Below are 24,645 nucleotides of genomic sequence, written 5' to 3'. Positions count from 1 at the left end.
GATGGGAGTCTACTTCGTCACCGGTACCGACACCGACGCCGGCAAGACCCTGGTGGCCGGCGGCCTGCTGGCCCTGGCTCGCCAGCACGACATGAGCACCCTGGGACTCAAGCCGGTCGCCTCGGGTTGCGACATGACTCCGGCAGGGCTGCGCAATATCGACGCCCTGACCCTCGGTGAGCAGAGCACCCCCGAGGTCGGGTACGAGACCATCAACCCCTACACCTATGAACCGGCCATCGCCCCGCACCTGGCCGCCCGGCGTACCGGCCGGGTGCCGACGCTGAATGACCTGGTCTCGGCCACCGCCGACCCGCTGGCCCGGCAACGCGACCTGACGCTGATCGAGGGCGCCGGCGGCTGGCGCGTGCCCCTCAACGAGCATGAAGATCTCGCCGGACTGGCCGTACGCCTGCGCCTGCCGGTGATCCTGGTGGTCGGCCTCAAGCTCGGCTGTCTCAATCACGCCCGCCTCAGCGCCGAGGCGATTCGTGCCGACGGCCTACAACTGGCCGGCTGGGCCGGCAACCTCATCGACCCCGACTTCGCCGCCGATGCACATGACTATCAGGCCAACCTGGACACCCTGGGCCAGACGCTCCAGGCCCCCTGCCTCGGGCTGGTACCGCGACTCGAGGCAGGGAGCCCCGGACAGCGCGCCACCGCCGCCGCGCAACACCTTTCCCTGCCGGGCGCCGATTGACTTGGCACCATCAATCAGTAGAATACTGACGCCTGCCAGATACGTGCGGATGTGGTGGAATTGGTAGACACGCCAGATTTAGGTTCTGGTGCCTTCGGGCGTGGGAGTTCAAGTCTCCCCATCCGCACCATCCATGCCTTTCCCGTTTCCTCGTCGCTCATTGCCGCCAACGCCGGCCTCCTGGAGGTCACTGGCACTGCCCGGCGCAATGAACCCCGGCCAGTCTCCCTCGGCGTTCTCCCCGAAGAACCTTCCCCGTCATGACGAGTGCGACAAGACACCGCGCGGCAATACACCACGCTACTTGGCGTCGGTTTTTCTCCTAAGCTGAATGTGTACAAACATGAAAGGAGAGCCACCATGTTCAAGCACATCCTGGTCCCGGTCGATGGTTCGGAGCACTCCAAGATCGCCCTGCAGGTCGCCAGCCAGCTCGTCGCCTCACAGGGCGGCACCATCACACTGCTGCATGTTCCAGAGCCTCGCGACCATGAACCCCTACTGGTCTGGGGCCTTGGGGCGGTGCCGTCCGAGGCGTCGTTCGAGGAACGTGACAAGGCGGGCAAGGCATTGCTCGACAAGGCCATGGAAGAAGCCAGGGCCATGGGGCTGGCGGACGACACGATAAGTACCCAGCTCGAACATGGCGAACCGCGGCAGGCCATTGTGACGGCAGCCAAGAACATGAACGTGGATGCCATCGTGTTGGGAAGCCGTGGCCTCAGCGACTTCAAGGGCATGATGGTCGGCAGTACCTCGCACAGCGTCAGTCATGACGCCGAGTGCCGGGTGATCACGGTTCACTGAACCGTCGCGGATACAATTGCCTCGATCTCCCGCCACGCCCCCTCATGTTTTGCATGAGGGGCCAGCCCCTGTCGTCATGACGAGTCCTCAGCCGTCTGTCACCATTGTAAACCTTTAAATTATTACGGGTTAACATGTAAAGTACCGGGCCATCATCTCCCCCTGCCCGGAGCCTTCATGTCCCCTGAACCGCGAAACGCCGACACAGCGACCTCCTCCTGCTCCGCCGAGCAACGCCGCGCCTCGCCCGTCTGGCATCCCTATGCCCATCTCAAGACCCAGGCTCCTGCCCCCAGGGTGGTCGGCGGCGAAGGCCCGCGCTTCACCCTGGACAGCGGCGAGTCGTTGCTGGATGCTACCTGCTCCTGGTGGTGCATGATTCATGGCTATCGCCATCCCCGCCTGGTGCACGCCATTCAGGAGCAGGCCGATACCCTCTGCCACGTGATGCTCGGCGGCCTGACCCATGACCCGGCCGACCAGCTGGCCCGCGAGCTGGTGCGTATCACTCCGGACGGCCTCAACCATGTGTTCTATTCGGACAGCGGCTCGGTGGGCATGGAAGTCGCCATGAAGATGGCCGTGCAATACCAGTACCTGCGCGGCCAGCCCGAAAAGCATCGCATGCTGTCGCTGATGAAGGCCTATCACGGCGACACCGCCGGCTGCATGGCGGTCTGTGATCCGGAAGAGGGCATGCACTCGCTGTTCGCGGGCTTCCTGCCACAGCATTACTTCGCCCCGGCGCCGACAGCGTCCTTCGATGCCGATGCGGCCAGCGTGCAGGCCGACCTGGACGCCCTGCGCGCCGTGCTGGAGTCGCATCATCACGAGGTCGCCGCCCTGCTCATGGAGCCCTTGCTGCAGGCCGCGGGCGGCCTCAACATGACCTCGCCGGCCTACCTGCGCGGGGCCCGCGAGCTGTGCGAGGAATTCGATGTGCTGTTGATCCTCGACGAGGTGGCCACCGGCTTTGGTCGCACGGGGCGCATGTTCGCCGCCGAGCATGCCGATATCACGCCGGACATCATGGTGCTCTCCAAGGGCCTGACCGGCGGCTACCTTGGCCATGCTGCCACCCTGGCCAGCGACCGCGTGCACGACACCTTCATCGGCGACAGCGAGTTGCATGCCTTCATGCACGGGCCAACCTTCATGGGCAACCCGCTGGCCTGTCGCGTGGCGCTGGAAAGCCTGGCAGTGTTCGAGGAAGACGACTACCTGGAGCGGATTGCCAACCTGAACCGCGTGCTGTGCGAGGAGCTGGTCGAAGACGACAACCTTCATGCCCACCCGGCCGTGGCCGATGTCCGCGTGCTGGGTGCCACCGCCGCCATCGAGGTGCACGACGCCGACTCGCTCGAGGGCGCGGCGGATTTCGCCCGCACACAGGGCGTCTGGCTGCGATCCTTCGGCCGCTGGCTGTACACCATGCCTGCCTATATCACCTCCCCCGAGGACATGCGTCAGATCACCGAGGCGATGAAGGGCTGGTTTCGCTAACATGGCAGAACATTTCCCGAACGTGCCCAAGCCATGACATCACTCAGCAAGACCCAGTCGAGCTTCTATCGCCGCCTCTACGTCGCCCATCTGGTCGCCGCCGGTACCGACAGCGTACCGGCCATCGTCACCGCCACGGGTATGCCGCGGCGCACCGCCCAGGATACGCTCTCGGCCCTGACCGAGCTGGATATCCACTGCCAGTTCGAGCCGACACCCGGCGAGCGCCATAACATCGGCCGCTACGTGATACGCGACTGGGGGCCCATCGACCCCGACTGGATCGAGCGTCATGCCGAGCGGCTGCGCCTTGCCCTGGGGTATCCCTCGCCCTAGCGCGTTGCCCAGCACGCCGGGGCGGAAACTGTCAGGCTCCGCTCGGGCTGATATGCTCAAGGTAGATCCGCAACACCAAGGAGCCTTTCATGTCCCTGACGCCTTCCCGAATGATCGAACTGGAAAGCCCGCTGCCCGCCTTCCAGTTGCCCGACCCTGAAGGCCGCATGGTGAGCAGCGAGGACTACCCCGACCAGCCGCTGCTGGTCATCTTCATGTGCAATCACTGCCCCTTCGTCAAGCATCTGGCCGATGCGCTCGCCGACTTCGCCCGCGAGTATCAGGCACGGGGCCTGGCCGTGGTCGGCATCAACAGCAATGACTTTCAGGCCCACCCGGACGACCACCCCGAGCGCATGCAGGAAGAAAGCCGGCAACGCGGCTATACCTTCCCCTATCTGGTCGACGATACTCAGGACGTGGCACGGGCCTTCGATGCGGCCTGCACGCCGGATTTCTTCCTGTTCGATCGCCGGCACCGGCTCGCTTACCGCGGCCAGTTCGACGACAGCCGCCCCAGCCAGGCGCTACCGGTCAGCGGACGGGATCTGCGCCAGGCCGCCGACGCGGTGCTGGCCGGCCGAGCTCCCGACAGCACACAGAAACCCTCGATGGGCTGCAACATCAAATGGAAATGAGCCACCCTGACCCGTATCCAGACATAGCGGAGGCCGCATGAACACTCACCTCTACTTCGAGATCCAGGCCGACTCGCCGGAACGCGCCCGACACTTCTATGGCGACCTCTTCGGCTGGTCCTTCCATCACGTCCCGGGCTTGCCGATCGACTACTGGCGCATCGATACCGGTGGCATGCTGGGCGGCTTGATGCAGCGCCCGGCCGCCACACCGCCCGAGGCGTGTGGCACCAACGCCTTCACCTGTTCCTTCGAGGTCACCGATATCCAGGCCAGCGCCGACCGGGTGGCCGCCCTCGGCGGCCGGGTCGCCCTGCCCGTCTTCGCCGTCCCCGGCATCTGCTGGCAAGGCTACTTCCTGGATACCGAGGGCAACACCTTCGGACTCTTTCAGGTCGACGACCAGGCGGGTTAATCGGGCGACCAGCCCTTCGCCGCCATCTCGCGCTCGACATGCTCCCTGACCCGGCGTGACGCGGTGCGCGTCTCGAGGCCTCGACAGTAGGCCTCGAACGCCGGCCGCTTCTCGATGGTGCCGAACTGCATGCCCCAGCTCAGGTGCGAAGCGACATAAACATCGGCCGCGGAAAACCGATTGCCGGCGATATATTCCTTGCCATCAACAGCGCCCTCCAGGGTCTCGAGCACCTGCTCGAGGCGGCCGAATCCCAGCATCCGTTCCTGCTCGGGCGTCGGCTGGAAGCCACACCCCTTCAGGGAGACGGCGGCTTCCAGCGGACCGGCGGCGAAGAACAGCCAACGATAGTACTCGCCGCGTTCGGCAGGCGCCGGTGCCAGACCGGCCTCCGGGAAGGCATCGGCAAGATAGGCACAGATCGCGGCGGCCTCGGTGACCACCGTATCGCCATGCCGAATCGCCGGCACCTTGCCCATCGGGTTGATGGCCAGATAGGCCGGCGACTTCATGGCATCGCCGAACTCCAGCACTTCCATTCGATAATCAGCACCGACCTCCTCGAGCATCCAGTGGACGATACTGCTGCGCGACAGGGGGTTGGTATAGAAAACGAGCGTCTCTGGCATGTCAGCCGTCCTCGTTGCGGGAAATGATGAATCATGACAGGGACAGGATAGTCGCCGTCTCATAATATTGGCCATGATTTCGGACCTCGGCATAGTGCGCATTATCCTTGAATTGCTTGACGACCCAGGCATGCCAGCGCCGAATTCGCTTCTCGAGCCCCCGCCCTGTCACGCTTCTCTTGCCGTCACAAGCTTGTCGCGACGTGGCTGGCTAGTTTGTTAGAGTGCTATTTATCTATCTCATGACATGTCATCGTCGATTCAAGGAGGCTTCCATGCACATCGATCTGACCGGCAAGACCGCCATCGTCACCGGCTCCACCGGGGGCATCGGCTTCGCCATCGCCAAGGGCCTGGCAGACAGCGGAGCCAGCGTCGTGATCAACGGCCGCCAGCAGGAGGCCGTGGATCATTCCATCAGCCAGCTCAGGGAGCAGGTCGCCAATGCCGATGTGCGCGGCGTGGCCGCCGACCTGGGCACCGCCGAAGGCTGCGATGCCATGCTGGCCGCCAAGCCGCGTGCCGATATCCTGGTCAATAACGTGGGGGTCTTCGGCCCGCAGGACTTCTTCGAGACACCGGATGAGGAATGGCAGCGCTTCTTCGACGTCAACGTCATGTCCGGCGTCCGTCTGTCCCGTGCCTACTCCGGTGGCATGGTCGAACAGGGATGGGGGCGCATCATCTTTATCTCATCGGAGTCCGCACTGAACATCCCCGCCGACATGATTCACTATGGTGTGACCAAGACAGCCTATCTATCGCTCTCGCGCGGGTTGGCCAAGCGGCTGGCCGGCACCGGCGTCACGGTCAATGCCGTCCTGCCGGGGCCCACTCTGTCCGAGGGCGTCCAGGACATGCTGTCCGACCAGCAGCAGGAAGGCCAGTCCATCGAGGACGTCGCCCGGGAGTTCGTCATGGCCGAACGTCCAAGCTCGATCATTCAGCGCGCTGCCAGCGTCGAGGAAGTCGCCAACATGGTCGTCTACACCGCCTCGCAGCAGGCCTCCGCGACCAGCGGCGCCGCTCTGCGCGTCGACGGCGGCGTGGTCGACAGCATCGCCTGATCGGCCGGGCGGACGCAGCAGCGGTTGTTTCGTCCGGCCCGGCTCCCCAGACCAGCAGTGTGTCATGCCCAGGACTCGGCCGTGGACCCAGGCATCGTGTCGACGCAAGGTTGAACATCAGAGAGGTACTCGTGCGCCTGTCCGGGTAAACTGGGGCCCCAACCAGGATGACGGACAAGGATTTCCTCTCGATGCGCAAGACCCTCATGACGATTCTGCTGATCAGCGCCTGCTACACGGCCCATGGTGAGGACGACACCGCTGCTCAGCCTGACAGCGACTTGCCGACCTGGGCCGATGAGCAGCTCACCCCCTTTCATGAAGACGTGTCGAACTGGGTCGAAACCACGTCGCGACGCATCGACAGCTTCTTCGGCACCACCGATGCCTTCACCGTGGATACCGATTCCTACCTGCGCATCAGCACCGGAGGCGAATGGCGCCAGGGACAGGAGTTCGATGACGACTGGGGCGCCCGCTTCCGGCTGGATCTACCCACCAGCGAGAAGCGCCTGCGCCTGATCATCGAGAGCGAGCCGGAGGAAACCCGCGGCACCCTGGGCGAACAGGACACCGAGCTGCCGAGTGACCGGCCCGATGGCCTGGAAAGCCTGAGGATCGGACTCAACCGCCTGGGCGACCGCGACAAGACCAAGCGCTGGAAGACCGAGGTCGGCGCCGGTATCCGGGTACGCCTGCCGCTGGACCCTTATGCGCGGGTAGCCACCCAGCGTCTGTGGACGCTGAACGACGGCCCCTGGCGACTGGAAAGCGACAACCGGCTTTCCTGGTTCAATCACGAGGGCTATTCCGCCCGCACCCGCTGGGACCTGGGCAGGTCACTGGACGAGAACCGTCACCTGCGCTTCATCACCAATGTGCAGTGGCGCGAAGAGGTCGACAACCTGGAATACAGCGAGACCGTCGAACTCAACCGACGCCTGAACAAGCGCAGTGCCCTTCGCCATACCCTGGCGGTCATCGGTGCGAGCGGCTCCCATCCCCGCATGGAGGACGCCTACCTGCAGACACGCTACCGACGCGACGTGCACAAGGGCATTCTCTTTCTCGACGTGGCCCCCTCCGTGCACTTTCCCCACGAATACGACCACGACCCGCGCTGGCAAATGAACCTGAGCCTGGAGATGTATTTCCGGCGGCACTTCGACCGCGCCGTCTTCTAGGGCAGCGATCAGTAAGTGGCGGGCAGGCCTGCGACCGGGCAGTCCAGGTAAAAAAGCGGCAGGCAGAGCCCGCCTCAACGCCGATCAGAACGCCTGACCAGAGAGAGCCTTGAAACGCCGCGATCAGATCTCGAAGCCACGGCCGAAATCCTCGGCCGACATGGCCATCAGCGACTCGCCGCCGGCCTGGATCATCTGCGCATGGGCACGCGTACGCGGCAGCAGCCGCTCATAGAAGAAGCGTGCGGTATTGATCTTGGCGCGGTAGAAGGTGGCTTCCTCCAGGCTGTCGTCCAGTGCCAGGCGAGCCTGTTTGACCGCCCTGGCGAACAGATAGGCCAGGGTCACATAGCCGGCATACATCAAGTAATCGACACTCGCCGCCCCGACCTCCTCACGATCACTCATGGCCTTCATGCCTACTGCCGTGGTCAGCTCGCCCCATTCGGCATTGAGCTTGGCCAATGGCCGCACGAACTCGGCCATGTCAGGATTGGCGTCTTCGGCCTGGCAGAATTTATGGATCTCCTTGGTGAAGACCTTCAGGCTCTCACCCTGACTCATCAGCACCTTGCGGCCCAAAAGGTCGAGCGCCTGAATCCCGGTAGTGCCCTCGTAGAGGCGTGTGATGCGCGCATCCCGCACCAGTTGCTCCATGCCCCATTCCTGGATGAAGCCATGGCCGCCAAATATCTGCACGCCTTCATTGGTCGCCTCGAAGCCCACCTCGGTGAGAAACGCCTTGACGATGGGGGTCAGCAGGCCGAGCAGGGCCTCGGCATGCTCGCGCTGCTCGGCCTCCTGGCTGCGCTCCACCACATCGACCAGCTGCGCCGTATACAGCACCAGCATGCGACCGCCTTCGGCGATGGCCTTCTGGGTCAGCAGCATGCGACGCACATCCGGGTGCACGATGATCGGATCGGCAGGCTTGTCCTCGGCCTGGGTGCCGGATAAGCCGCGCATCTGCAGACGGTCTCGGGCATAGCCCAGGGCATTCTGGAAGCTGGCTTCGGCGAGCCCGAGCCCCTGAATGCCCACTCCGATGCGTGCGGCATTCATCATGGTGAACATGCAGGCCAGGCCCTTGTGGGGTTGGCCGACCAGAAAGCCGCGTGCGCCATCGAAGTTCATCACGCAGGTGGCATTGCCGTGAATGCCCATCTTGTGCTCGAGCGAGCCACAACTCACGGCGTTACGCTCGCCGGGATGGCCATCGTCATCGGGGAGATACTTGGGCACCACGAACAGCGAGATGCCCCTGGAACCGGCCGGCGCATCCGGCAACCTGGCCAGCACCAGGTGCACGATGTTCTCGGCCAGATCATGCTCGCCGGCGGAAATGAAGATCTTGGTGCCGCTGATGGTGTAGCCATCATCAGCGTCGGGCACCGCCCGCGTCTTGATCAGGCCCAGATCGGTGCCGCAATGTGACTCGGTCAGGCACATGGTGCCGGTCCAGACGCCCTCGACGAGCTTGTTCAGGTAGGTCTGTTTCTGCACCGCGCTGCCGTGATGACGCAACGCATCCGCGGCCCCGTGGGACAGACCGGGATACATGCCCCAGGCCAGATTGGTGGCACAGATCATCTCCGAGAGCACCATGGCCAGTGACGGCGGCAAGCCCTGCCCGCCCTGCTCCGGATCCGCGGCCAGACCCGGCCAGCCACCCGCGACATAGCGCTGATAGGCCTGCTTGAAGCCTTTCGGCGTCTTGACCTCACCGCCTTCCAGCAGACACCCCTCACGGTCGCCACTCTGGTTCAACGGCAACAGTTCCTCCCGCGCAAAACGCGCGCCTTCCTCGAGGATCGCCGCCACCACATCCGGCGTAGCCTCTTCACCACCCGGCAACCGCGCATAATGCGCCGGATAACCAAGCAGTTCGTCCATGACGAAACGCAGATCACGCAAGGGGGCCTGATAATCGGGCATTTCTCTCTCCTGGAACGCGAACGCCGCCAAAACGTTGGCCGACAGCTTTCAAACAATTGTTTGAAATTACGCCCGCAAACCAGGGCAGTCAAGGGTTTGTTTTATTCGACAGGAAGAAGGAAGAAGGAAGGCTAGTGACAGGGTGTGTGGCGTCATGGGGTTTCTTCCCTCTTCAAGGCGCGAAGCGCCGATCATCCTTCTTCCAGCTTATGGCTTACGGCTTACAGCTTACAGCTCTCGGCTCAGCCGGGTCACTGCATCCGAATCCCGCCGTCGAGCCGGATCACCTCGCCGTTGAGCATCGGGTTGGTGACGATCTGCTCGGCCAGGCGGGCGTATTCATCCGGCTTGCCGAGGCGCTTGGGGAAGGGAATAGAGGCCGACAACGCGGCGACGGCGTCCTCGGGGATATCGCTCATCATCGGGGTCTCGAATACCCCGGGGGCGATCGTCATGACGCGCACACCATGCCGCGAGAGCTCACGCGCCGCCGGCAGCCCCATGCCCGCCACACCAGCCTTGGAAGCGCTGTAGGCACACTGCCCGACCTGGCCATCGAAGGCGGCCACCGAGGCCGTGTTGATGATCACCCCTCTCTCGCCGTCCTCGCCCGGCGGATTGTGCGACATCGCCGCCGCGGCGAGCCGCATGACGTTGAAGGTGCCGACCAGGTTGATCTGAATGGTGCGCGCATAGGCATCCAGGTTCGCCGGATTGCCGTCGCGATCCAGCAGCTTGGCCACACTGACCACCCCGGCACAGTGGATCACACCGGACAGTCCGGCCTGACCGCCATTCTGTTGTCCCAGTGCCACGGCGGCGTCCACGGCCGCCTGCATATCCGCTGCCGACGTCACATCACCGCGTACGGTTCGGGCGGCTTCGCCCAGTTGCGCGGCATGCGCCTCCACGGCATCACTCAGATCACAGAGCACCACCCGGCCGCCACCGGCCACGATGCGCTCCGCCGTGGCGGCCCCCAGTCCGGAAGCCGCCCCGGTGATCAAAAAACTGTTGTCCTTCAGTTGCATTGATAGGTCTCCATGGTCATTGAGCGGCAGCATCAGCCTTGTCGGCGGCATCCGTGCGCAGCTTGAAGCGTTGGATCTTGCCGCTGGGTGTCTTGGGCAAGGCATCGGCAAACTCGATCACCCTGGGAAAGGCATGGGTCGAAAGACGTTCGCGGACCTGCTGACGAATCTCTTCGGCCAGTGATTCGCTGGGTTCGAAGCCATCCCGCAGTACAACATAGGACTTGATGATCTCACCGCGAATCTCGTCGGGCTGGCCTACCGCGGCGGACTCCGCCACGGCCGGATGCATGAGCACCGAGTTCTCCACGTCAGTGGGCCCGACCCGATAACCGGCCGTGGTGATGATGTCGTCGTCGCGACCGGCAAACTGGAAGCTACCATCCTCATTGCATTGCACTACATCGCCGGTCAAATAATAGCTCTCGACGAAAGGGTCCTTCTCCTGCCAGCTGTAACCAGTAAAGAAATGAGCCGGGGAGCCGGCGATATCGACCGCCAGCACACCGGGCTCCCCCGGCGGAAGCTCATTGTACTCGGCGTCGAGGACCACCATACGATAGCCAGGCAGCGGGACACCCATGCCACCGACATGCTTGGGATGTGCCAGGGCATGGTGATTGCAACAGGTCATGCCGGTCTCGGTTTGCCCATAGTGATCCATCACCGAACAGCCCAGCGCCTTCTCCACCCAGGTGACCACTTCCGTATTGAGCGGTTCGCCGGCGGAGCTGGCACGCCGCAAGGCGAGTCGCTGGCCCGCCTCATCGAACAGCCCCGAGGCCTTCATCAGCCGGTAGGCAGTAGGAGCGGCGGCGAAATTGGTGATGCGATGGCGCTCCATGAAGTCCAGTGCGCCTTCGGCACTGAAACCTGTCTCGCAGAAGTACGTGGTCACGCCAAGCAACAAGGGGCCAGCAATAGCGTAGTAGAGCCCGTAAGCCCAACCGGGATCGGCCATGTTCCAGAAGCGGTCGCTACCATCGAGTCCGATGGCCAGTTTCATGTAGAGCGCGAAAGCCGGCATAGCGGAAAGCGGTATGGCAACGCCCTTGGGCTTGCCTACGGTGCCGGAGGTAAACATCTGCAGGAAGGGAGAATCCGGCGACTGGCGTGGCGCCTGGGCGATGATGGCAGCATGTGTCAACGCCGTGTCCCAATCCAGGTCATCAGCATGCTCGGCATCCGGCCCGCCTACGCTCAACACTGGCGGGCACTGGTCCAGGCCGTCGAACTTGTTCCGATTGTCAGCGTCAGTGATCACCAGCCGCGTATCAGCTCGTGCCAGTCGATACGTTACCGAGTCGGATCCGAAGGCGGTAAACAGCGGCTGATAGACAGCGCCAATGCGCCAGCTGGCTAGTATGGAGACCAGCAACTGCGGCGTGCGAGGCAACATGCAGGCGATACGATCCCCCTCACCCAGGCCTCGTGAGGCGAGCCAGCCAGCGAGTTTTTCGCTCTCGGTGGCCAGCTCCGCATAACTCAAGGAGCTAACCTGTCCTTGGGTATCTTCATGTACCAGGGCCGTCACCTCGCCCCGTCCTTCACGCAAGTGCCGCCCGCAACAGGCCTCAAAGGCATTCAGCCGGCCATCGCGCTTATCATCGAGATGGGCGATGACGTCTTCGACGGTAAAGGACTCGAGATAGGCATGATAATCGTGAAGACTCGTGGACGTGCTCATGAACTGCCACCTGTGATTGTTGAAAGAATCTGGCCAATACCTTGTCGTTGACGTAAACGTAAATCGATAAAGACAAGCTAGAGTCTTCAACCTGGCAGAGCAAGCATCGAGGACGGTGAGGAGACTAGACCATGGTCGACGCCATGGACGAATCGTCAAGCTGTCAGTTGGAAGGCTGAGTCAGCATGGCAACCAGTTCATTGGCCAGTTCATCCGGGGTGCGTTCACCCTCCGGGTCATACCAGCGTACCGTCCAGTTGAGCGCCCCCATGATGAAGCGCGAGACCAGAAAGCGGTCACCATGGATCAGGCCGGCCGTCAGGGCGTCATCGATGACGCTCTCCCAGAGCGCTTCATAGGCATCGCGCAGATGACTCAGATGCGAACGCGCCGCAGGCTCCAGCCGACGCCACTCATAGAGTGCCACGACATGCGCATTGCGATCGGTATGCAGTGTCTGAAGATGCGCCCTGGCCATGGCATGCAGTCGCGCCGAGGCTGTTTCACCGGTGTCGTTCAGGGCCTGGTGTGCCATGTTCAGGGCATTCTGAGTGCCCTCTTCGATCACGGCCGCCAGGATTGCCTGCTTGTCGCGGAAGTGATGAAAGAGACTACCGGACTTGATCCCCATCTCATCGGCCAGCATGCGCACCGTGGTGCGATCGAAGCCTTCCTGCACGAAAAGCCGAGCAGCCTGGCGGGTGAGTTCCTTGCGGCGCGGTGACTCATTCATTACATTCATCAGGATTAACACTAGCGCTTGCTTGGTTGACCCAGAGCAGACCACGGCCCCGATGCCGGGTCAACGCGGCCGGCCCATACCCGGAACATCCTCCATTAACGGGAGTAGGCTCATGAGTCACGCCAACGATATCGTCTTCCTGGCGGCAACCCGCACCCCCATGGGCGGCATGCTGGGCAACCTGTCCTCGGTGGAGGCCCCCGAGCTGGCGGCTACCGCCATTCGCGCCGCCATCGAGCGGGCCGGCATCGCGCCCGACGCCATTGATGAAGGCTTCATGGGCTGCGTCCTACCGGCTGGCGTCAAGCAGGGCCCGGCTCGTCAGGCCATGCGCCAGGCCGGCATTCCAGACACCATCGGCGCCACCACCATCAACAAGCTCTGCGGCTCGGGCATGAAGAGTGCCATGCTGGCCCATGACCTGATCCGCGCCGGCAGCGGCGAGATCATGCTGGCCGGCGGCATGGAGTCGATGTCCAACGCGCCGCACCTGCTGCCGCGTGCGCGCACCGGCTATCGCCTGGGCCATGGTGAACTCAAGGACCATATGTTCTTCGATGGGCTGGAGGATGCCGAAAGCGGTCAACTGATGGGCGTCTTCGCGCAGGATATCGCCACGCAGCGCGGCTACACCCGCGAGCGCCTGGATGACTTCGCCATTGCCTCGCTGGAACGCGCCATGGAAGCGACCCATGCCGGTCATCTCGACGCCGAGATGGCCCCGGTCACGATTAGGGACCGCAAGGGCGAAACCCGGGTCGAACACGATGAGCAGCCCTTCCAGGCCCGGCTCGACAAGATTCGCGAGCTGCGCCCGGCGTTCACCCGGGACGGCACCATCACCGCCGCCAACTCAAGCTCGATTTCCGACGGCGCCTCGGCGCTGATCCTGGCCAGCGGTGCCGCCGCTCAGCGCGCCGGCGCCCGGCCCATCGCCCGGATGCTGGGTCACAGCACCCACTCGCGTCACCCGAGTGAGTTCACCATTGCCCCGGTGGGCGCCATCGACAAGCTGATGAAGCAACTAGACTGGAGCGTCGCGGATGTCGACCTGTTCGAGATCAACGAGGCCTTCGCCGTGGTCACCCTGATGGCCATGGACGACCTGGGGCTGCCCCACCACAAGGTGAACATCTACGGCGGAGCCTGTGCCCAGGGCCACCCCGTCGGCTCCACCGGCTCGCGCATTATCGCCACCCTGATCCACGCCCTGCGCAGCCGCGGTGGCAAGCGCGGCATCGCCAGCCTGTGCATCGGCGGCGGCGAGGCCACCGCCGTGGCCGTGGAATTGAGCGATTGAGTCGATACAGGAACGGGAAGACCTCGCGGCCTCCCCGTTCACTCACAACGACTGTCTTGTAATCAGCTCGCAGCCATCAACCATAGCGGCCGGTGATGTAATCCTCGGCCTTCTTGGTTGCCGGATTGGCGAACATGGTCTTGGTGTCGTTGTATTCAACGACTTCCCCGAGATGGAAGAAGGCCGTGTAATCCGCCACACGCGCCGCCTGCTGCATATTGTGCGTCACCGTGATGATGGTATAGCGCTGCTTCAGCTTATCCATCAGATCCTCGACCGTGGCAGTGGAAATCGGGTCCAGTGCCGAGGTCGGCTCGTCCATCAGAATCACGTCGGGGCTCACCGCGATGGCACGCGCAATGCACAGGCGCTGCTGTTGGCCACCGGAAAGCGAGGTGCCGGGGTCATTGAGCTTGTCCTTGACCTCTTCCCACAGACCGGCGTCCCGCAGAGCGCGTTCCACCAGCTCGTCGGAGTCCGACTTGCGGCTGACCAGGTCGTGCATGCGCGGCGCATAGGCGACGTTTTCGTAGATCGACTTGGGGAACGGATTAGGCTTCTGAAAGACCATCCCGACCCGACGACGCAGGGCCACTTCGTCCATCTTCTTGCCGTTGATGTCGCGGCCGTCCATCTCGATCATGCCCTGAATGCGCACACTGGGAATCAGATCATTCATGCGATTGAGGCAGCGCAGGTAGGTGGACTTGCCGCACCCCGATGGCCCGATCAGCGCCGTGATGTTCTTCTGGTAGACATCCATGTCGATGCCGCTCAGGGCCTGGTTGTCGCCATACCAGAGGTTGAGATCACGAACACGGATGCTCAGCTCGTGATTGGCGTCTTCGTTTCGTGTCACCGGCTCGCCGGCGGTATGACCGGTCATGGATGTCGTACTCCGCTGGGCAACTTGCATATTCATCATGGCATTTCCTGTTTCAGGCCGCGGGATTACCAGCGACGTTCGAATTTCTTGCGCAGCACCACGGCAGTCGCATTCATTAAAATCAGAACCGCCAGCAACACCAGGATGCCGCCCGAGGTCTTCTCGATGAAAGCATGGTCCGGCTCACCGGCCCAGGTGAAGATCTGCGCAGGAAGGACCGTCGCCGCCTCGGTAAAGGACCCGGTGATATCCGGAATAAAGGCCACCATACCGACGATGATCAAGGGCGCGGTTTCCCCCATCGCCTGTGCCAGGCCAATGATAGAGCCTGTCAGGATTCCCGGGAAGGCCACCGGCAGCACGTGGTCACGGACCATCTGCCAGCGCGAGCAGCCCACACCGAACGCCGCATGACGTATGGAGTCCGGCACACTGCGTAATGCCGAGCGCGTCGAGATGATGATCACCGGCAGGGTCATCAGCGCCAGGGTCAAACCGCCTACCAGTGGCGACGAACGCGGCACACCGAAGAAGCCGATGAAGATCGCCAGACCCAGCAGACCGAACAGGATCGAAGGGATCGCCGCCAAATTGTTGATGTTGATCTCGACCAGTTGGGTAAAACGGTTGTCCGGAGCGAACTCTTCGAGATAAACCGCCGTCATCACGCCGATGGGGAAGGCCACGGCCAGGGTTACCAACAGCGTCATCATGGTACCGAAAGCCGCCGAGGCAATACCGGCATACTCCGCCATCTTGGAGTCGCCCTTGGTGAAGAAGGTGGTATTGAACTTGAGCTCGGCACGCCCCTGGGCTTCGAGGCGGTCGACCACTGACTTCTGGCTGGCGGTCAGTTCTGAGTCATTACCCTTGAGATACTGATCCACGGGGCTGTCCGCCAGCACCCACTCGGTGCGAGTAGTGCCCTCAAGCGCCGGATTGTCTTCCATTCGCTGGGGTATCAGGCGCAGGTAGCCACGGCTGACCAGGGGGCGCATTTCCTCGTCGAGGGCCGCCAAAGGAATCCGGCTGGCCTGTTCGCTGTATTCGATCTCGACCTGGACCTGCGCCTGCTGAAAGGCCGGCAGCCCCTTGACCAGCATGTCGGCGAAGAACAGCACCAGGAACAGACCCGCCAGGCCCAGGGCGCCCATGGACATCCACTTCAGGCGCGCCGACTTGCGGTGGCGCTTCTTGAGCTGGGCGCTGATGTCATCGAAGGATTGGTTCATCGGTCAAGACTCCCAGCTTAAAGGTTGTTGATACGATACTTTTCGCGGAACCGGCGAATCATGATCACCGACACGAAGTTCAGCGACAGGGTCACCACGAACAGCACCAGCCCCAGGGCGAAGGCCGAGAGGGTCTCGGCACTGCCGAACTCCAGGTCGCCGGTCAGTGCCGAGACGATACGCACCGTGACCGTGGTCATGTCCTCGAAGGGGTTGGCGGTCAGGTTGGGGCGCATGCCGGCCGCCATGACCACGATCATGGTCTCGCCCAACGCACGCGAGACGGCCAGCAGCGACGCCGAGATAATGCCCGGCATGGCCGCCGGCACGACCACATCGCGAATCATTTCGCTCTTGGTCATGCCGAGTGCCAGGGCACCCTCGCGCATGCTGCCCGGCACCGAGCTGATGACGTCATCGGACAGCGAGGAGATGAACGGGATGATCATGATACCCATGACGATGCCCGGAGCCAGGGCATTGCTGAATGATGCCTCGATGCCGAAAAAAGCGGCAACTGCCACAATGATCGGCGCCACCGTAATGGCGGCGAAGAAGCCATAGACCACCGTGGGAATGCCGGCCAGCACCTCGAGAACCGGCTTGGCCACGGTACGCACCTTCTCGGGCGCGAACTCTGCCATGTAGATCGCCGAAAGCAGTCCCACCGGAATGGCCACTAACATGGCGATAAAGGTGATCATGAAAGTGCCGGCAAACAACGGCACCGAGCCGAACTGCGCCGCACTGGTGGCCTCACCACCACGCCCTGCCGCTACCAGAAAGCTGGCGCCCGGATCCCAGGTCGTGCCGGTGATGAAGTCCCAGAAGCTCTGCATCTGGAAGAAGCGAATCGCTTCACCCACGATGGAGATCAAGATGCCAAAGGTGGTAAAGATCGACACCATGGCCGCGCCGGCCAGCATGAAACGGACGACCGCCTCGATGGCCTTGCGCGCATGAAAATTGGGTTTGACCAGGTAGATACCGGCCATCAGACCGACACAGGCCACAATCAGGCTGCCGGCCAGCAGATAGAAGGACGGGATGTCGCCCCCCATCCACAGCATGAAGAAGGCGCCCACGGCACCCACCAGCACCGCCGGACCCGCCGTGGAGAGCACGGTGAACCAGCCATACTGATCGGGCTGAGCGTGCATGGAGGTTCCCGCCGCACGCACCCTGGACGCCTTGGAGCGCCCCAGGAAGAAGGCTATCAGACCCAGCACCAGGAGTGTGCCGCAGAAGGTGGCGAGGATTTGATTGGTCTGCATAGGATTCTCTCGAAGGAATTCACGCGGAGCATTCGCTCTAACGCGAGCCGGCCGACAGCCTGACTGCCGGCCGGCTCAGGGCATCACCAGGGAGGCTTACTTCTCGAGGTCAGCCAGTTCGAGCTGCTCCTGGTTCTTGAGGCTCTTGCGCTGCTCGGCACGAACATCTTTGGGTGCCGGGATCAGACCCAGGCCCTTCAGATAGCCCATGTCGCCGATCATCTTCTCGCTCAGGAACAGGTTGGCGTATTCCATCATTGCCGGCACTTCTTCGCTGTGCTGGTTCTTGGTGTAGAAGTACAGTGAACGCGACACCGGGTACTCACCGCTGCCGATGGCTTCCGGCGTCGGCTTGACGCCATCGATGCTGGAGCCCAGCAGTGCATCGGCATTCTCTTCCAGGAAGGAGTAACCGAAGATACCGAAGGCATCGGTATTCTCGGACAGGCGCTTGACGATCAGGTTGTCGTTCTCGCCGGAGTCGATGAAGGCACCATCGGAACGGATATCGGTATAAGCTTTACCGCCATAGGCTTCCATGTCTTCGGAGGCATGTTCCATGACCAGTTCCTCGAAGGCATCACGCGTACCGGAAGTGGTCGGCGGACCATAGACGGTGATCTCGCGGTCCGGCAGCGAACTATCGACGTCACTCCAGGTCTCGTTCGGGTTTTTGACCAGCTTGCCGTCAACAGGCACCTTGGCGGCCAGTGCCTTGAAAATCTGCTCGCGAGTCAGCGGCATCGGGTCATTAACGCTGGACTGAGCGAAAGCAATGCCGTCATAACCGACCATGACTTCGGTGATATCGGTCACACCATTTTCCTGGCAACGCTTGAACTCGGAAACCTTGATACGACGCGAAGCGTTGGTGATGTCCGGTGTATCGTTGCCAACGCCGTTGCAGAACAGGCGCAGACCACCGCCCGAGCCGGTGGACTCGATAACCGGGGTCGCGTATTCGGTGGTGGCACCGAACTCTTCAACCACGTAGCTGGCAAAGGGGTAAACCGTGCTGGAACCCACGATGCGCAGCTGCTCGGCCTCCTGGGCCTGGGCGGCGCCCGCCATGCCGATGGAAGCAGCAATGACGGAAGTCTTGAAGATGCGGCTATTGAGGATGCGATTCATGGAGATGGCTCCTGTTCATGGAAGTGTTCATCCTTCGCACGACACAAGATGCCCCACAAAAATGACAGCTTCATGACACCGCGTCATTTGATGCAAAAAATCATGAAGCGCCTTTCTGTTCCGTCTCGCTGCGGGCGTCCGGCTCCCCCGAGCGCGCCGGGGATGGCGCGCCAAGCGCATGCCCCGCCAGCATGCGCAACGCGATATTGCCCGATAGCGACACCACCAGCATGGTCAGCACCATGGGCCAGGCGCTGTCGATCTCGAAGGCACTGACGATGACACCCGCCAGCGAGCCGCAGGTGAACTGGATGCTGCCCAGCAGTGCCGTGGCCGTGGCACTCATGTGGCTGAAGTGTTCGAGCATCGACGACATGGCATTGGGCGTGATCAGCCCCACCATGCCCATGAACACCATGATCAGCGGCACCACCGTATAGGGCGAATCCAACCCGGTCGCCACCAGCCCGATCAGGCCGACGGCCACCGCCAGTTGCACTCCCATGCCCAGGCGCATGTTCTGCTGCGGACTGCGCCGCCGCAACAGACGGATATTGAGGCGATTCGAGCCCGCCATGACCACCACATTGGCCCCGAACACGACCGGATAAATGGCCGGCGAGATGCCGTAATGGGTGATATAGAGAAACGGCGAGGCCGTGATGAAGGCGAACATGCCGGCAAAGGTGGTCGCCACCGACAGCACATAGCCCATGGCCTCGCGATGGCGCAGCACGCTGGCATAGTTGCGCAGTACCTGGCGCGCCGAGGCCATCGGGGCATCCACGGGCCGCGTCTCCGGCAGGCGCGTTCCCATCAGCCACAGCAGGAAGGCGGCATACACCGCCAGGAAGACGAAGATCAGCCACCAGTCGGCCAGGTACAACAGGCCGGAGCCCACTGCCGGCGCAGCCAGTGGCGCCAGCATCATGATCATGGCCATGGTCGACATGACCTTGGCGGCCTCGCGACCACTGAAACAATCCCGCACGATGGCCGCCGAATTGACCACACAGGCCCCGCCGCCCAGCGCCTGGACGAAGCGCAGCCCGAGCAGCTCGGTCAGGGTATTGACCTGGGTGATCAGCAGGCTGGCAATCAGGAAGATCACCAGCCCGCTCAGCAGCACCGGGCGCCGACCGAAGCGATCGGACAGCGGCCCCCCGGTCAACTGGCCGAGCGCGAAGCCCAGCAGGAAGAAACTGATCGACAGCTCGGTATGATGCACGCTGGCATCCACGGCCTCGGCCAGTGCCGGCATGGCAGGCAGATAGGCATCAATGGCAAAGGGCGCCAGCGCGGTATTGGCCGCCACCAGCAGGGCGGTTCGTCGAGCATCGAGTTTCAAGGGGCCTCCACAAGCTTGCGGGTCGAAGCCTCCATGATAACGTCATTCGACGTCGCGTGCCGGCATGCCAATGCCGGCCCAGTGTTGTCAGCGTCGCTGGCTTGGTAGAGTGAAGGTCACTTCCAATGCTTTCGACCGAGGAAACCGCATGGCCGACGACCAGCTCTCACAGCTCAAGCAAATGACCACCGTGGTGGCCGATACCGGCGACCTGGACGCCATTCGGCGCTTCCAGCCCACCGATGCCACCACCAACCCCTCGCTGATCCTTCAGGCCGCCCAGCAGCCGGAACGCCGCGCCCGCCTGGCCGACATCGCCCGCCGTGCCACCGATATCGACGCGGCCCTGGACGCCGTGGCGGTCGAGATCGGCAGCGAGATCACCCAGCTGGTACCGGGTTATGTCTCCACCGAGGTCAGTGCCCAGCTCTCCTTCGACACCCAGGCCACCCTGGCCAGAGCGCGCTCACTGATCGAGCGCTATGACCGCCAGGGCGTGCCGGCCGAGCGCATCCTGATCAAGGTCGCCGCCACCTGGGAAGGCATCCAGGCCGCACGCGTGCTCGAACGCGAGGGCATCCACACCAACCTGACGCTGCTGTTCAGCTTTGCCCAGGCCAGGGCCTGTGCCGACGCCGGCGTCACCCTGGTCTCGCCGTTCGTCGGGCGTATTCTCGACTGGCACAAGGCGCACGACCCGCAAGCCGACTTCAGCGGCGACCGGGATCCCGGTGTGCAGTCGGTTCGCCACATCTACGAACACTTCAAGGGAAACGGCTACGAGACCGTGGTAATGGGCGCCAGCTTCCGCAACAGCGGCGAGATTCAGGCATTGGCGGGCTGCGATCGCCTGACCATTTCGCCGGCCCTGCTCGAGGAGTTGTCCGAGACCCGACAACTGCTGGAACGCCGGCTGACACCACTGGACGCCGAGACCCAGGCCCCTGCCCCGCAGGACGACGCCGAATTCCGCTGGGACCTGAACGAGGACGCCATGGCCACCGAGAAACTGGCCGAAGGCATTCGCAAGTTCATGGCCGACCAGCGCAAGCTGGAAGCCCTGCTGGCCGAACTGCGCCAGGGCTGATGAGCAAGGCGAACGCGACCGCTACCGCGAGGCGTCGGTGAGGAAGGCTATTCGGAGGAGCTTGAGGAGCGCTGCGCCTCGAGCATATCCACCAGTGGCTGGAACTGTTCGCGATTATGCTCGCTCATGTGCATCAGGATGCGATGCGCCTCGAGCACACGCTCACGGGTGTCGGCCTCACCCGCAGGCACGGCGTCCAGGTCATGCAGTTGGTGAGGCTCGGTGACCGGCGACTCCAGCAGGGTGTAATAGCGCGCAAACCCCATGACATCGAGCATGCGGCGTACATCCGGGTTGTCGACCACGATGGTCGGCGCCTGGTCGAGGCGATCACGCAACGCCATGGCCACCTTGGCCAGAAAGCCGAGCGCCGTCGAGTCCACATTGGTGGCCTCGCGCAGATCGACCATCACGGCCTCCAGCCCCGGCGTGGCGGCCAGTTGCTGAGCCTGCTGGTCGAGGGTCGCGCACAGCGTCAGGCGCACATCGCCACTCAGCTTGAGCACGAACACCCCGGAATCGAACGCCGCCTGAATACGGCCTTCATGCATTATCATCGCCAAATCCGCTCAACATCATGATCGTCAGGTCATCCGGCAGCTCATCGCCATTGGCATCATCCGCGGCCACCTCATTGCCCTCCACCCGCTCGCCAAGCGACAGGCTGTCGCGCAAGCCGGCCAGCGTTCGGTGAGACCGGGCCCGTTGCATGAGCACCTCCAGGCGTTCATCCAGCGACGCCCCCGGCAGGCAATCGAGAATGCCATCGGAACACAGCCACAGCCTGAAGTCGTCCGGCAGGGCGCAGCCCAGACGCGGGTACTCGACATCCGGAAACAGGCCCACCGGCATACCCTCGCCGGCCAGCGTCAACGTGGTGTCGTCGACCACCAGCAGCGGCATCGGGAACTGCGAGCCGAGCGAATAGTGAAGATATCGCTGCTCGCGGTCAATCACCCCGACGAAGAGGGTGGCATGCTTGCCAATGCCGGTATCCAGCAACTCGCGATTGAGCGCTGCCAGCCAGCCCGGGGCCAGCGCTTCCGGGTCGCGGCCGTCCCACTCGCCCTGCCAGCGGTTGAACAGGTACTTGAGCAGGACGGTGACGAAGGCCGATGACGCGCCATGGCCGGATACATCGGCGAAATAGAAGATGGTGTAGCGTTCGTCGAAATGCTGGAAGTCAAGAAAATCCCCGGAGAGATAGAGCGACGGCGCCAGCCAGTAATCGCAGCGCACGCTGCCCGAGTACTGCGGGCTGGGCGGCAGCAGCTTGCGCTGGATCTGCCCGCCCGCCTGCTGGTCGAGACGCAGCATGGCCAGATGCGTCTCGAGATGCTCATTGAGCTCGGCGAGCCGACGCCGGTCGCGCTCCTGCTCCCGGGCCAGGTCATTGATCTCGATGACCCGGCGAATCATGCGACGCAGCAGATGGCCGTGGCGCAGAGGATCGACGACATAGTCCACCAGACCCGCGTCCACCGCCGAGAACAGCTCGCTGTCCTGACGATCATCGCTGACGACCAGCGTCGGCAGACGCCGGCACAGCTCCGGCCAGTCGCCGGGCGAGACGGCGCGGGAGTGCACCACCACCAGCACCGTCTCCTCCGGAAGCTGGTCGACATCGCCCGCGGCCAGGACCGCGAGACCGTCCTTGGCGATGGTACTGGCCAGGGCATCACGTTCGGCACCCGGCCGGTCGACCACGCCGATCAACGCATTGTCGCTCGACATCCTGTCACCGCCTCACTCGGCGAAGGCATCATCAAAATCACTGCCTTCCAGGTCGAAATCATCAGTGGCGAAGGGATCTTCGCCCAGCTCACCGTCGTTGACCTCGAAGTGTCGACGCTGCAGCCAGCTATCACGGATGAAGGAATAGCGATCGCCCTGAATCAGCTTTTCCTGATCCAGCAGACCGGCGCGCGTGTCGATGACACGCAGCCCGGTCAGCGAATAGCGCACCGCGTCGTCCTCGATATAGGTCGTCGGATAGGTGTACATATCCACCGGCAGGCCACCGGTATCACGCAGCGTACTCGGCCCCAGCAGCGGCAGTACCAGGTAGGGGCCCGAGGCCACACCCCAGCTGCCCAGGGTCTGGCCGAAGTCTTCCTCGCGTGCGTGCAGGCCTATCTGAGAGGCCACGTCGAAGACACCGAGCACACCCACCGTGGAGTTGAGCAAAAAGCGGCCGGTCGAGGCACTGGCATTCGAGCCCTTGCCCTGCAGCAAACTGTTGAGCGTGGTGCGAATTTCACCCAGGTTCGAGAAGAAGTTGCCGACCCCGGTTTCCACCGGATCCGGCGTCACGAAGCGATAGCCCTGGGCCACCGGCTTCAAGGCATAGCGATCGAGGGTCTCGTTGAAGGCGAACACCCCCCGATTGAAGCCCTCCCAGGGATCCTCGGGATTGGCCGGTGCAGAGCTCTGGGTCGTCGCGCAGCCGGACAGCACGACCAGCGCCAGCCCGGCCAGCAAAGGCCGCGCTGCCCGGGAAAAAGTCGTCGTGAATGGTCGATTCATTGCTTCAAGGGTCTCCTGCCAGTTATATCACTCTATCGTCAGCGGCGACGCACCACGACATTGCCGGCACTGTAGCCCGCACCGAAGGAACACACCACCCCCAGCGACCCCGAGGCCAGGTCATCGCGATGCAGGTGGAAGGCGATGATCGAGCCGGCCGAACTGGTATTGGCATAGCGGTCGAGAATGATCGGCGCTTCGCCGGCCGCAGGCTCGCGCCCCAGCACCCGACGCGCGATCAGATCGTTCATGTGGCGATTGGCCTGATGCAGCCACAGCCGCGACAGATCATCTCTGCTCAACTCGAGCTGCGCCAGATGCTCGCCGATCAGGCCGGCCACCATGGGGCAGACCTCCTTGAACACGCGCCGCCCTTCCTGAACGAAAAGCTTGTCCGCCGCCAGCGGATCCGCATCAGACACTCGGTTGAGGAAGCCGGCATTGTTGCGAATGGCGTTGGAGAACTGCGTCACCAGTCGCGTGCCCAGCACCTCGAAACGCGAGTCGGCGGTGGCCACGGCATCATCTTCCAGCACGATGGCCGTGCAGGCATCGCCGAAGATGAAATGACTATCGCGATCGCGAAAATTCAGATGGGCCGAGCAGATCTCCGGGCTGACCACCAGAACGCGACGCGCCGCACCCGCGCGAATGGCATTACTGGCCGCATCGATGGCGAAGGTCGCCGACGAACAGGCCACGTTCATGTCGTAGGCATGCCCGCCGGCACCGAGCGCCGCCTGCAGCTCGACCGCCACGGCCGGATAGGGGCGCTCCAGATTGGAACAGGCGACGATCACCTGGTCGATGTCGGCGGCCGACACCCCCGCCGACGCCAGGGCCTCGTGCGCCGCGGCAAGCCCCATTTCGGCCTGGACCGACAGCTCATCATTGCCGCGCACCGGGAGGTTCGGTCGCATCCGCTCGGGATCCAGAATGCCCTCGGCATCCATCACATAGCGACTGTGAATGCCGGACGCCTTGACGATGAAGTCCTCGCTGGAGGCCGCCAGCGGCTCACATTGCCCCGCCTCGATGGCACCGGCCAGGCGTTCGTTCTCGGCCGCCACCCAGGTATTGAAGCTCGCCACCAGGGCAGCATTGTCGATGGCATTCGGCGGCGTGAATAGCCCCGTGCCGGTCATAACCACTCGGGTCATCTGACTCTCCCTATCTCGCCCATT

Annotated in this window: 24 protein-coding genes and 1 tRNA gene; 11 read left to right on the top strand and 14 right to left on the bottom strand. The window is 63.1% G+C overall.

Annotated features, from left to right (window positions below; genetic code table 11):
- The first annotated feature begins 1 nt into the window (after position 1).
- From bioD to HHA01_RS03960, 7 genes are all read left to right on the top strand, one after another.
- Entirely contained in the window at positions 2–703 is a 702-nt protein-coding gene (gene bioD, locus HHA01_RS03990; RefSeq protein ID WP_141317964.1) for a dethiobiotin synthase, read from the top strand.
- A gap of 45 nt (positions 704–748) precedes the next feature.
- Positions 749–833, top strand: a tRNA-Leu gene (locus tag HHA01_RS03985).
- A 230-nt stretch (positions 834–1,063) separates the two neighbouring features.
- Positions 1,064–1,510, top strand: coding sequence for a universal stress protein (locus tag HHA01_RS03980; protein WP_141317962.1), 447 nt, complete (start codon positions 1,064–1,066; stop codon positions 1,508–1,510).
- 177 nt (positions 1,511–1,687) lie between these two features.
- Positions 1,688–3,013 carry an adenosylmethionine--8-amino-7-oxononanoate transaminase gene (gene bioA / locus HHA01_RS03975; protein WP_246053806.1) on the top strand — a complete coding sequence of 442 codons (1,326 nt, stop codon included), beginning with the start codon at positions 1,688–1,690 and terminating at the stop codon, positions 3,011–3,013.
- A gap of 33 nt (positions 3,014–3,046) precedes the next feature.
- Positions 3,047–3,349, top strand: coding sequence for a winged helix-turn-helix domain-containing protein (locus HHA01_RS03970; RefSeq protein WP_141317960.1), 303 nt, complete (start codon positions 3,047–3,049; stop codon positions 3,347–3,349).
- Positions 3,350–3,438: 89 nt separating this feature from the next.
- On the top strand, positions 3,439–3,987 hold the full coding sequence (locus tag HHA01_RS03965; protein ID WP_141317958.1) for a thioredoxin family protein: 549 nt from the start codon (positions 3,439–3,441) through the stop codon (positions 3,985–3,987).
- 37 nt (positions 3,988–4,024) lie between these two features.
- Positions 4,025–4,402, top strand: coding sequence for a VOC family protein (locus HHA01_RS03960; protein WP_141317956.1), 378 nt, complete (start codon positions 4,025–4,027; stop codon positions 4,400–4,402).
- Here the strand turns inward: HHA01_RS03960 and HHA01_RS03955 are convergent.
- Positions 4,399–5,031 carry a glutathione S-transferase family protein gene (locus HHA01_RS03955; protein WP_141317954.1) on the bottom strand — a complete coding sequence of 211 codons (633 nt, stop codon included), beginning with the start codon at positions 5,029–5,031 and terminating at the stop codon, positions 4,399–4,401. The two genes, HHA01_RS03960 and HHA01_RS03955, sit on opposite strands and share 4 nt — an antisense overlap.
- Before the next feature lie 275 nt (positions 5,032–5,306).
- Between HHA01_RS03955 and HHA01_RS03950 the strand changes: the two genes are divergently transcribed.
- Positions 5,307–6,098, top strand: a complete 792-nt coding sequence (locus tag HHA01_RS03950) for an SDR family NAD(P)-dependent oxidoreductase (RefSeq protein WP_141317952.1) — start codon at positions 5,307–5,309, stop codon at positions 6,096–6,098.
- Positions 6,099–6,289: 191 nt separating this feature from the next.
- A complete protein-coding gene (locus tag HHA01_RS03945) occupies positions 6,290–7,282 on the top strand; it encodes a hypothetical protein (protein ID WP_246053805.1) in 993 nt (330 codons plus the stop codon).
- Positions 7,283–7,405: 123 nt separating this feature from the next.
- On the opposite strand, the gene HHA01_RS03940 is transcribed toward HHA01_RS03945, so the two are convergent.
- The 4 genes from HHA01_RS03940 to HHA01_RS03925 all read right to left on the bottom strand — a co-directional run bounded on the left by HHA01_RS03940 (position 7,406) and on the right by HHA01_RS03925 (position 12,668).
- Positions 7,406–9,217: an acyl-CoA dehydrogenase C-terminal domain-containing protein gene (locus tag HHA01_RS03940; RefSeq protein ID WP_141317950.1), complete on the bottom strand. Its 1,812-nt coding sequence runs from the start codon at positions 9,215–9,217 to the stop codon at positions 7,406–7,408.
- Positions 9,218–9,468: 251 nt separating this feature from the next.
- Positions 9,469–10,248 carry an SDR family NAD(P)-dependent oxidoreductase gene (locus tag HHA01_RS03935; protein ID WP_141317948.1) on the bottom strand — a complete coding sequence of 260 codons (780 nt, stop codon included), beginning with the start codon at positions 10,246–10,248 and terminating at the stop codon, positions 9,469–9,471.
- Positions 10,249–10,264: 16 nt separating this feature from the next.
- Positions 10,265–11,935 carry an AMP-binding protein gene (locus tag HHA01_RS03930; protein WP_141317946.1) on the bottom strand — a complete coding sequence of 557 codons (1,671 nt, stop codon included), beginning with the start codon at positions 11,933–11,935 and terminating at the stop codon, positions 10,265–10,267.
- Positions 11,936–12,098: 163 nt separating this feature from the next.
- On the bottom strand, positions 12,099–12,668 hold the full coding sequence (locus HHA01_RS03925; protein ID WP_141317944.1) for a TetR/AcrR family transcriptional regulator: 570 nt from the start codon (positions 12,666–12,668) through the stop codon (positions 12,099–12,101).
- Between the two features lie 121 nt (positions 12,669–12,789).
- On the opposite strand from HHA01_RS03925, the gene HHA01_RS03920 reads away from it, so the two are divergent.
- Complete coding sequence (locus HHA01_RS03920; protein ID WP_141317942.1) at positions 12,790–13,977, top strand: acetyl-CoA C-acyltransferase; 1,188 nt, start codon at positions 12,790–12,792, stop codon at positions 13,975–13,977.
- Positions 13,978–14,053: 76 nt separating this feature from the next.
- On the opposite strand, the gene pstB is transcribed toward HHA01_RS03920, so the two are convergent.
- From pstB to HHA01_RS03895, 5 genes are all read right to left on the bottom strand, one after another.
- Positions 14,054–14,836 carry a phosphate ABC transporter ATP-binding protein PstB gene (pstB, locus tag HHA01_RS03915; RefSeq protein WP_174787714.1) on the bottom strand — a complete coding sequence of 261 codons (783 nt, stop codon included), beginning with the start codon at positions 14,834–14,836 and terminating at the stop codon, positions 14,054–14,056.
- Between the two features lie 92 nt (positions 14,837–14,928).
- Positions 14,929–16,095 carry a phosphate ABC transporter permease PstA gene (pstA, locus tag HHA01_RS03910; protein ID WP_141317938.1) on the bottom strand — a complete coding sequence of 389 codons (1,167 nt, stop codon included), beginning with the start codon at positions 16,093–16,095 and terminating at the stop codon, positions 14,929–14,931.
- Between the two features lie 17 nt (positions 16,096–16,112).
- On the bottom strand, positions 16,113–17,369 hold the full coding sequence (pstC, locus tag HHA01_RS03905) for a phosphate ABC transporter permease subunit PstC (RefSeq protein ID WP_141317936.1): 1,257 nt from the start codon (positions 17,367–17,369) through the stop codon (positions 16,113–16,115).
- A 96-nt stretch (positions 17,370–17,465) separates the two neighbouring features.
- Positions 17,466–18,500 carry a PstS family phosphate ABC transporter substrate-binding protein gene (locus HHA01_RS03900; protein WP_141317934.1) on the bottom strand — a complete coding sequence of 345 codons (1,035 nt, stop codon included), beginning with the start codon at positions 18,498–18,500 and terminating at the stop codon, positions 17,466–17,468.
- Between the two features lie 100 nt (positions 18,501–18,600).
- A complete protein-coding gene (locus tag HHA01_RS03895; protein ID WP_141317932.1) occupies positions 18,601–19,848 on the bottom strand; it encodes a Bcr/CflA family multidrug efflux MFS transporter in 1,248 nt (415 codons plus the stop codon).
- A gap of 148 nt (positions 19,849–19,996) precedes the next feature.
- Between HHA01_RS03895 and tal the strand changes: the two genes are divergently transcribed.
- Complete coding sequence (gene tal, locus HHA01_RS03890; protein ID WP_141317930.1) at positions 19,997–20,935, top strand: transaldolase; 939 nt, start codon at positions 19,997–19,999, stop codon at positions 20,933–20,935.
- Positions 20,936–20,982: 47 nt separating this feature from the next.
- On the opposite strand, the gene HHA01_RS03885 is transcribed toward tal, so the two are convergent.
- Genes HHA01_RS03885 through HHA01_RS03870 form a run of 4 tightly spaced genes read right to left on the bottom strand, consistent with a single transcriptional unit; the run spans position 20,983 to position 24,621 of the window.
- Positions 20,983–21,492, bottom strand: coding sequence for an STAS domain-containing protein (locus tag HHA01_RS03885; RefSeq protein WP_141317928.1), 510 nt, complete (start codon positions 21,490–21,492; stop codon positions 20,983–20,985).
- On the bottom strand, positions 21,479–22,669 hold the full coding sequence (locus HHA01_RS03880; RefSeq protein ID WP_141317926.1) for a PP2C family protein-serine/threonine phosphatase: 1,191 nt from the start codon (positions 22,667–22,669) through the stop codon (positions 21,479–21,481). The genes HHA01_RS03885 and HHA01_RS03880 overlap by 14 nt, the downstream gene beginning before the upstream one ends.
- A gap of 12 nt (positions 22,670–22,681) precedes the next feature.
- Entirely contained in the window at positions 22,682–23,461 is a 780-nt protein-coding gene (locus HHA01_RS03875; protein WP_141317924.1) for an MlaA family lipoprotein, read from the bottom strand.
- 38 nt (positions 23,462–23,499) lie between these two features.
- Positions 23,500–24,621, bottom strand: coding sequence for a beta-ketoacyl-ACP synthase III (locus tag HHA01_RS03870; protein WP_141317922.1), 1,122 nt, complete (start codon positions 24,619–24,621; stop codon positions 23,500–23,502).
- Between the last annotated feature and the right edge of the window lie 24 nt (positions 24,622–24,645).

Origin of the sequence: Halomonas halmophila (genome assembly GCF_006540005.1) — a bacterium.
GTDB classification, from domain to species: Bacteria; Pseudomonadota; Gammaproteobacteria; order Pseudomonadales; family Halomonadaceae; genus Halomonas; species Halomonas halmophila.
The sequence above is the reverse complement of the archived record's forward strand: the minus strand, read 5'-3'. Positions and strand labels throughout refer to the sequence as shown.

Bases quoted from the DNA above. Each gene is read 5' to 3' on its own strand.
- HHA01_RS03930 (WP_141317946.1), bottom strand. From the start codon at position 11,935: ATGAGCACGTCCACGAGTCTTCACGATTATCATGCCTATCTCGAGTCC.
- pstA (WP_141317938.1), bottom strand. From the start codon at position 16,095: ATGAACCAATCCTTCGATGACATCAGCGCCCAGCTCAAGAAGCGCCAC.
- pstC (WP_141317936.1), bottom strand. From the start codon at position 17,369: ATGCAGACCAATCAAATCCTCGCCACCTTCTGCGGCACACTCCTGGTG.
- HHA01_RS03920 (WP_141317942.1), top strand. From the start codon at position 12,790: ATGAGTCACGCCAACGATATCGTCTTCCTGGCGGCAACCCGCACCCCC.
- HHA01_RS03875 (WP_141317924.1), bottom strand. From the start codon at position 23,461: ATGAATCGACCATTCACGACGACTTTTTCCCGGGCAGCGCGGCCTTTG.
- HHA01_RS03940 (WP_141317950.1), bottom strand. From the start codon at position 9,217: ATGCCCGATTATCAGGCCCCCTTGCGTGATCTGCGTTTCGTCATGGAC.
- HHA01_RS03980 (WP_141317962.1), top strand. From the start codon at position 1,064: ATGTTCAAGCACATCCTGGTCCCGGTCGATGGTTCGGAGCACTCCAAG.
- HHA01_RS03945 (WP_246053805.1), top strand. From the start codon at position 6,290: ATGCGCAAGACCCTCATGACGATTCTGCTGATCAGCGCCTGCTACACG.
- HHA01_RS03870 (WP_141317922.1), bottom strand. From the start codon at position 24,621: ATGACCCGAGTGGTTATGACCGGCACGGGGCTATTCACGCCGCCGAAT.
- HHA01_RS03955 (WP_141317954.1), bottom strand. From the start codon at position 5,031: ATGCCAGAGACGCTCGTTTTCTATACCAACCCCCTGTCGCGCAGCAGT.
- HHA01_RS03965 (WP_141317958.1), top strand. From the start codon at position 3,439: ATGTCCCTGACGCCTTCCCGAATGATCGAACTGGAAAGCCCGCTGCCC.
- HHA01_RS03885 (WP_141317928.1), bottom strand. From the start codon at position 21,492: ATGATAATGCATGAAGGCCGTATTCAGGCGGCGTTCGATTCCGGGGTG.
- HHA01_RS03970 (WP_141317960.1), top strand. From the start codon at position 3,047: ATGACATCACTCAGCAAGACCCAGTCGAGCTTCTATCGCCGCCTCTAC.
- HHA01_RS03880 (WP_141317926.1), bottom strand. From the start codon at position 22,669: ATGTCGAGCGACAATGCGTTGATCGGCGTGGTCGACCGGCCGGGTGCC.
- HHA01_RS03950 (WP_141317952.1), top strand. From the start codon at position 5,307: ATGCACATCGATCTGACCGGCAAGACCGCCATCGTCACCGGCTCCACC.
- HHA01_RS03925 (WP_141317944.1), bottom strand. From the start codon at position 12,668: ATGAATGAGTCACCGCGCCGCAAGGAACTCACCCGCCAGGCTGCTCGG.
- HHA01_RS03960 (WP_141317956.1), top strand. From the start codon at position 4,025: ATGAACACTCACCTCTACTTCGAGATCCAGGCCGACTCGCCGGAACGC.
- tal (WP_141317930.1), top strand. From the start codon at position 19,997: ATGGCCGACGACCAGCTCTCACAGCTCAAGCAAATGACCACCGTGGTG.
- HHA01_RS03935 (WP_141317948.1), bottom strand. From the start codon at position 10,248: ATGCAACTGAAGGACAACAGTTTTTTGATCACCGGGGCGGCTTCCGGA.
- bioA (WP_246053806.1), top strand. From the start codon at position 1,688: ATGTCCCCTGAACCGCGAAACGCCGACACAGCGACCTCCTCCTGCTCC.
- bioD (WP_141317964.1), top strand. From the start codon at position 2: ATGGGAGTCTACTTCGTCACCGGTACCGACACCGACGCCGGCAAGACC.
- HHA01_RS03900 (WP_141317934.1), bottom strand. From the start codon at position 18,500: ATGAATCGCATCCTCAATAGCCGCATCTTCAAGACTTCCGTCATTGCT.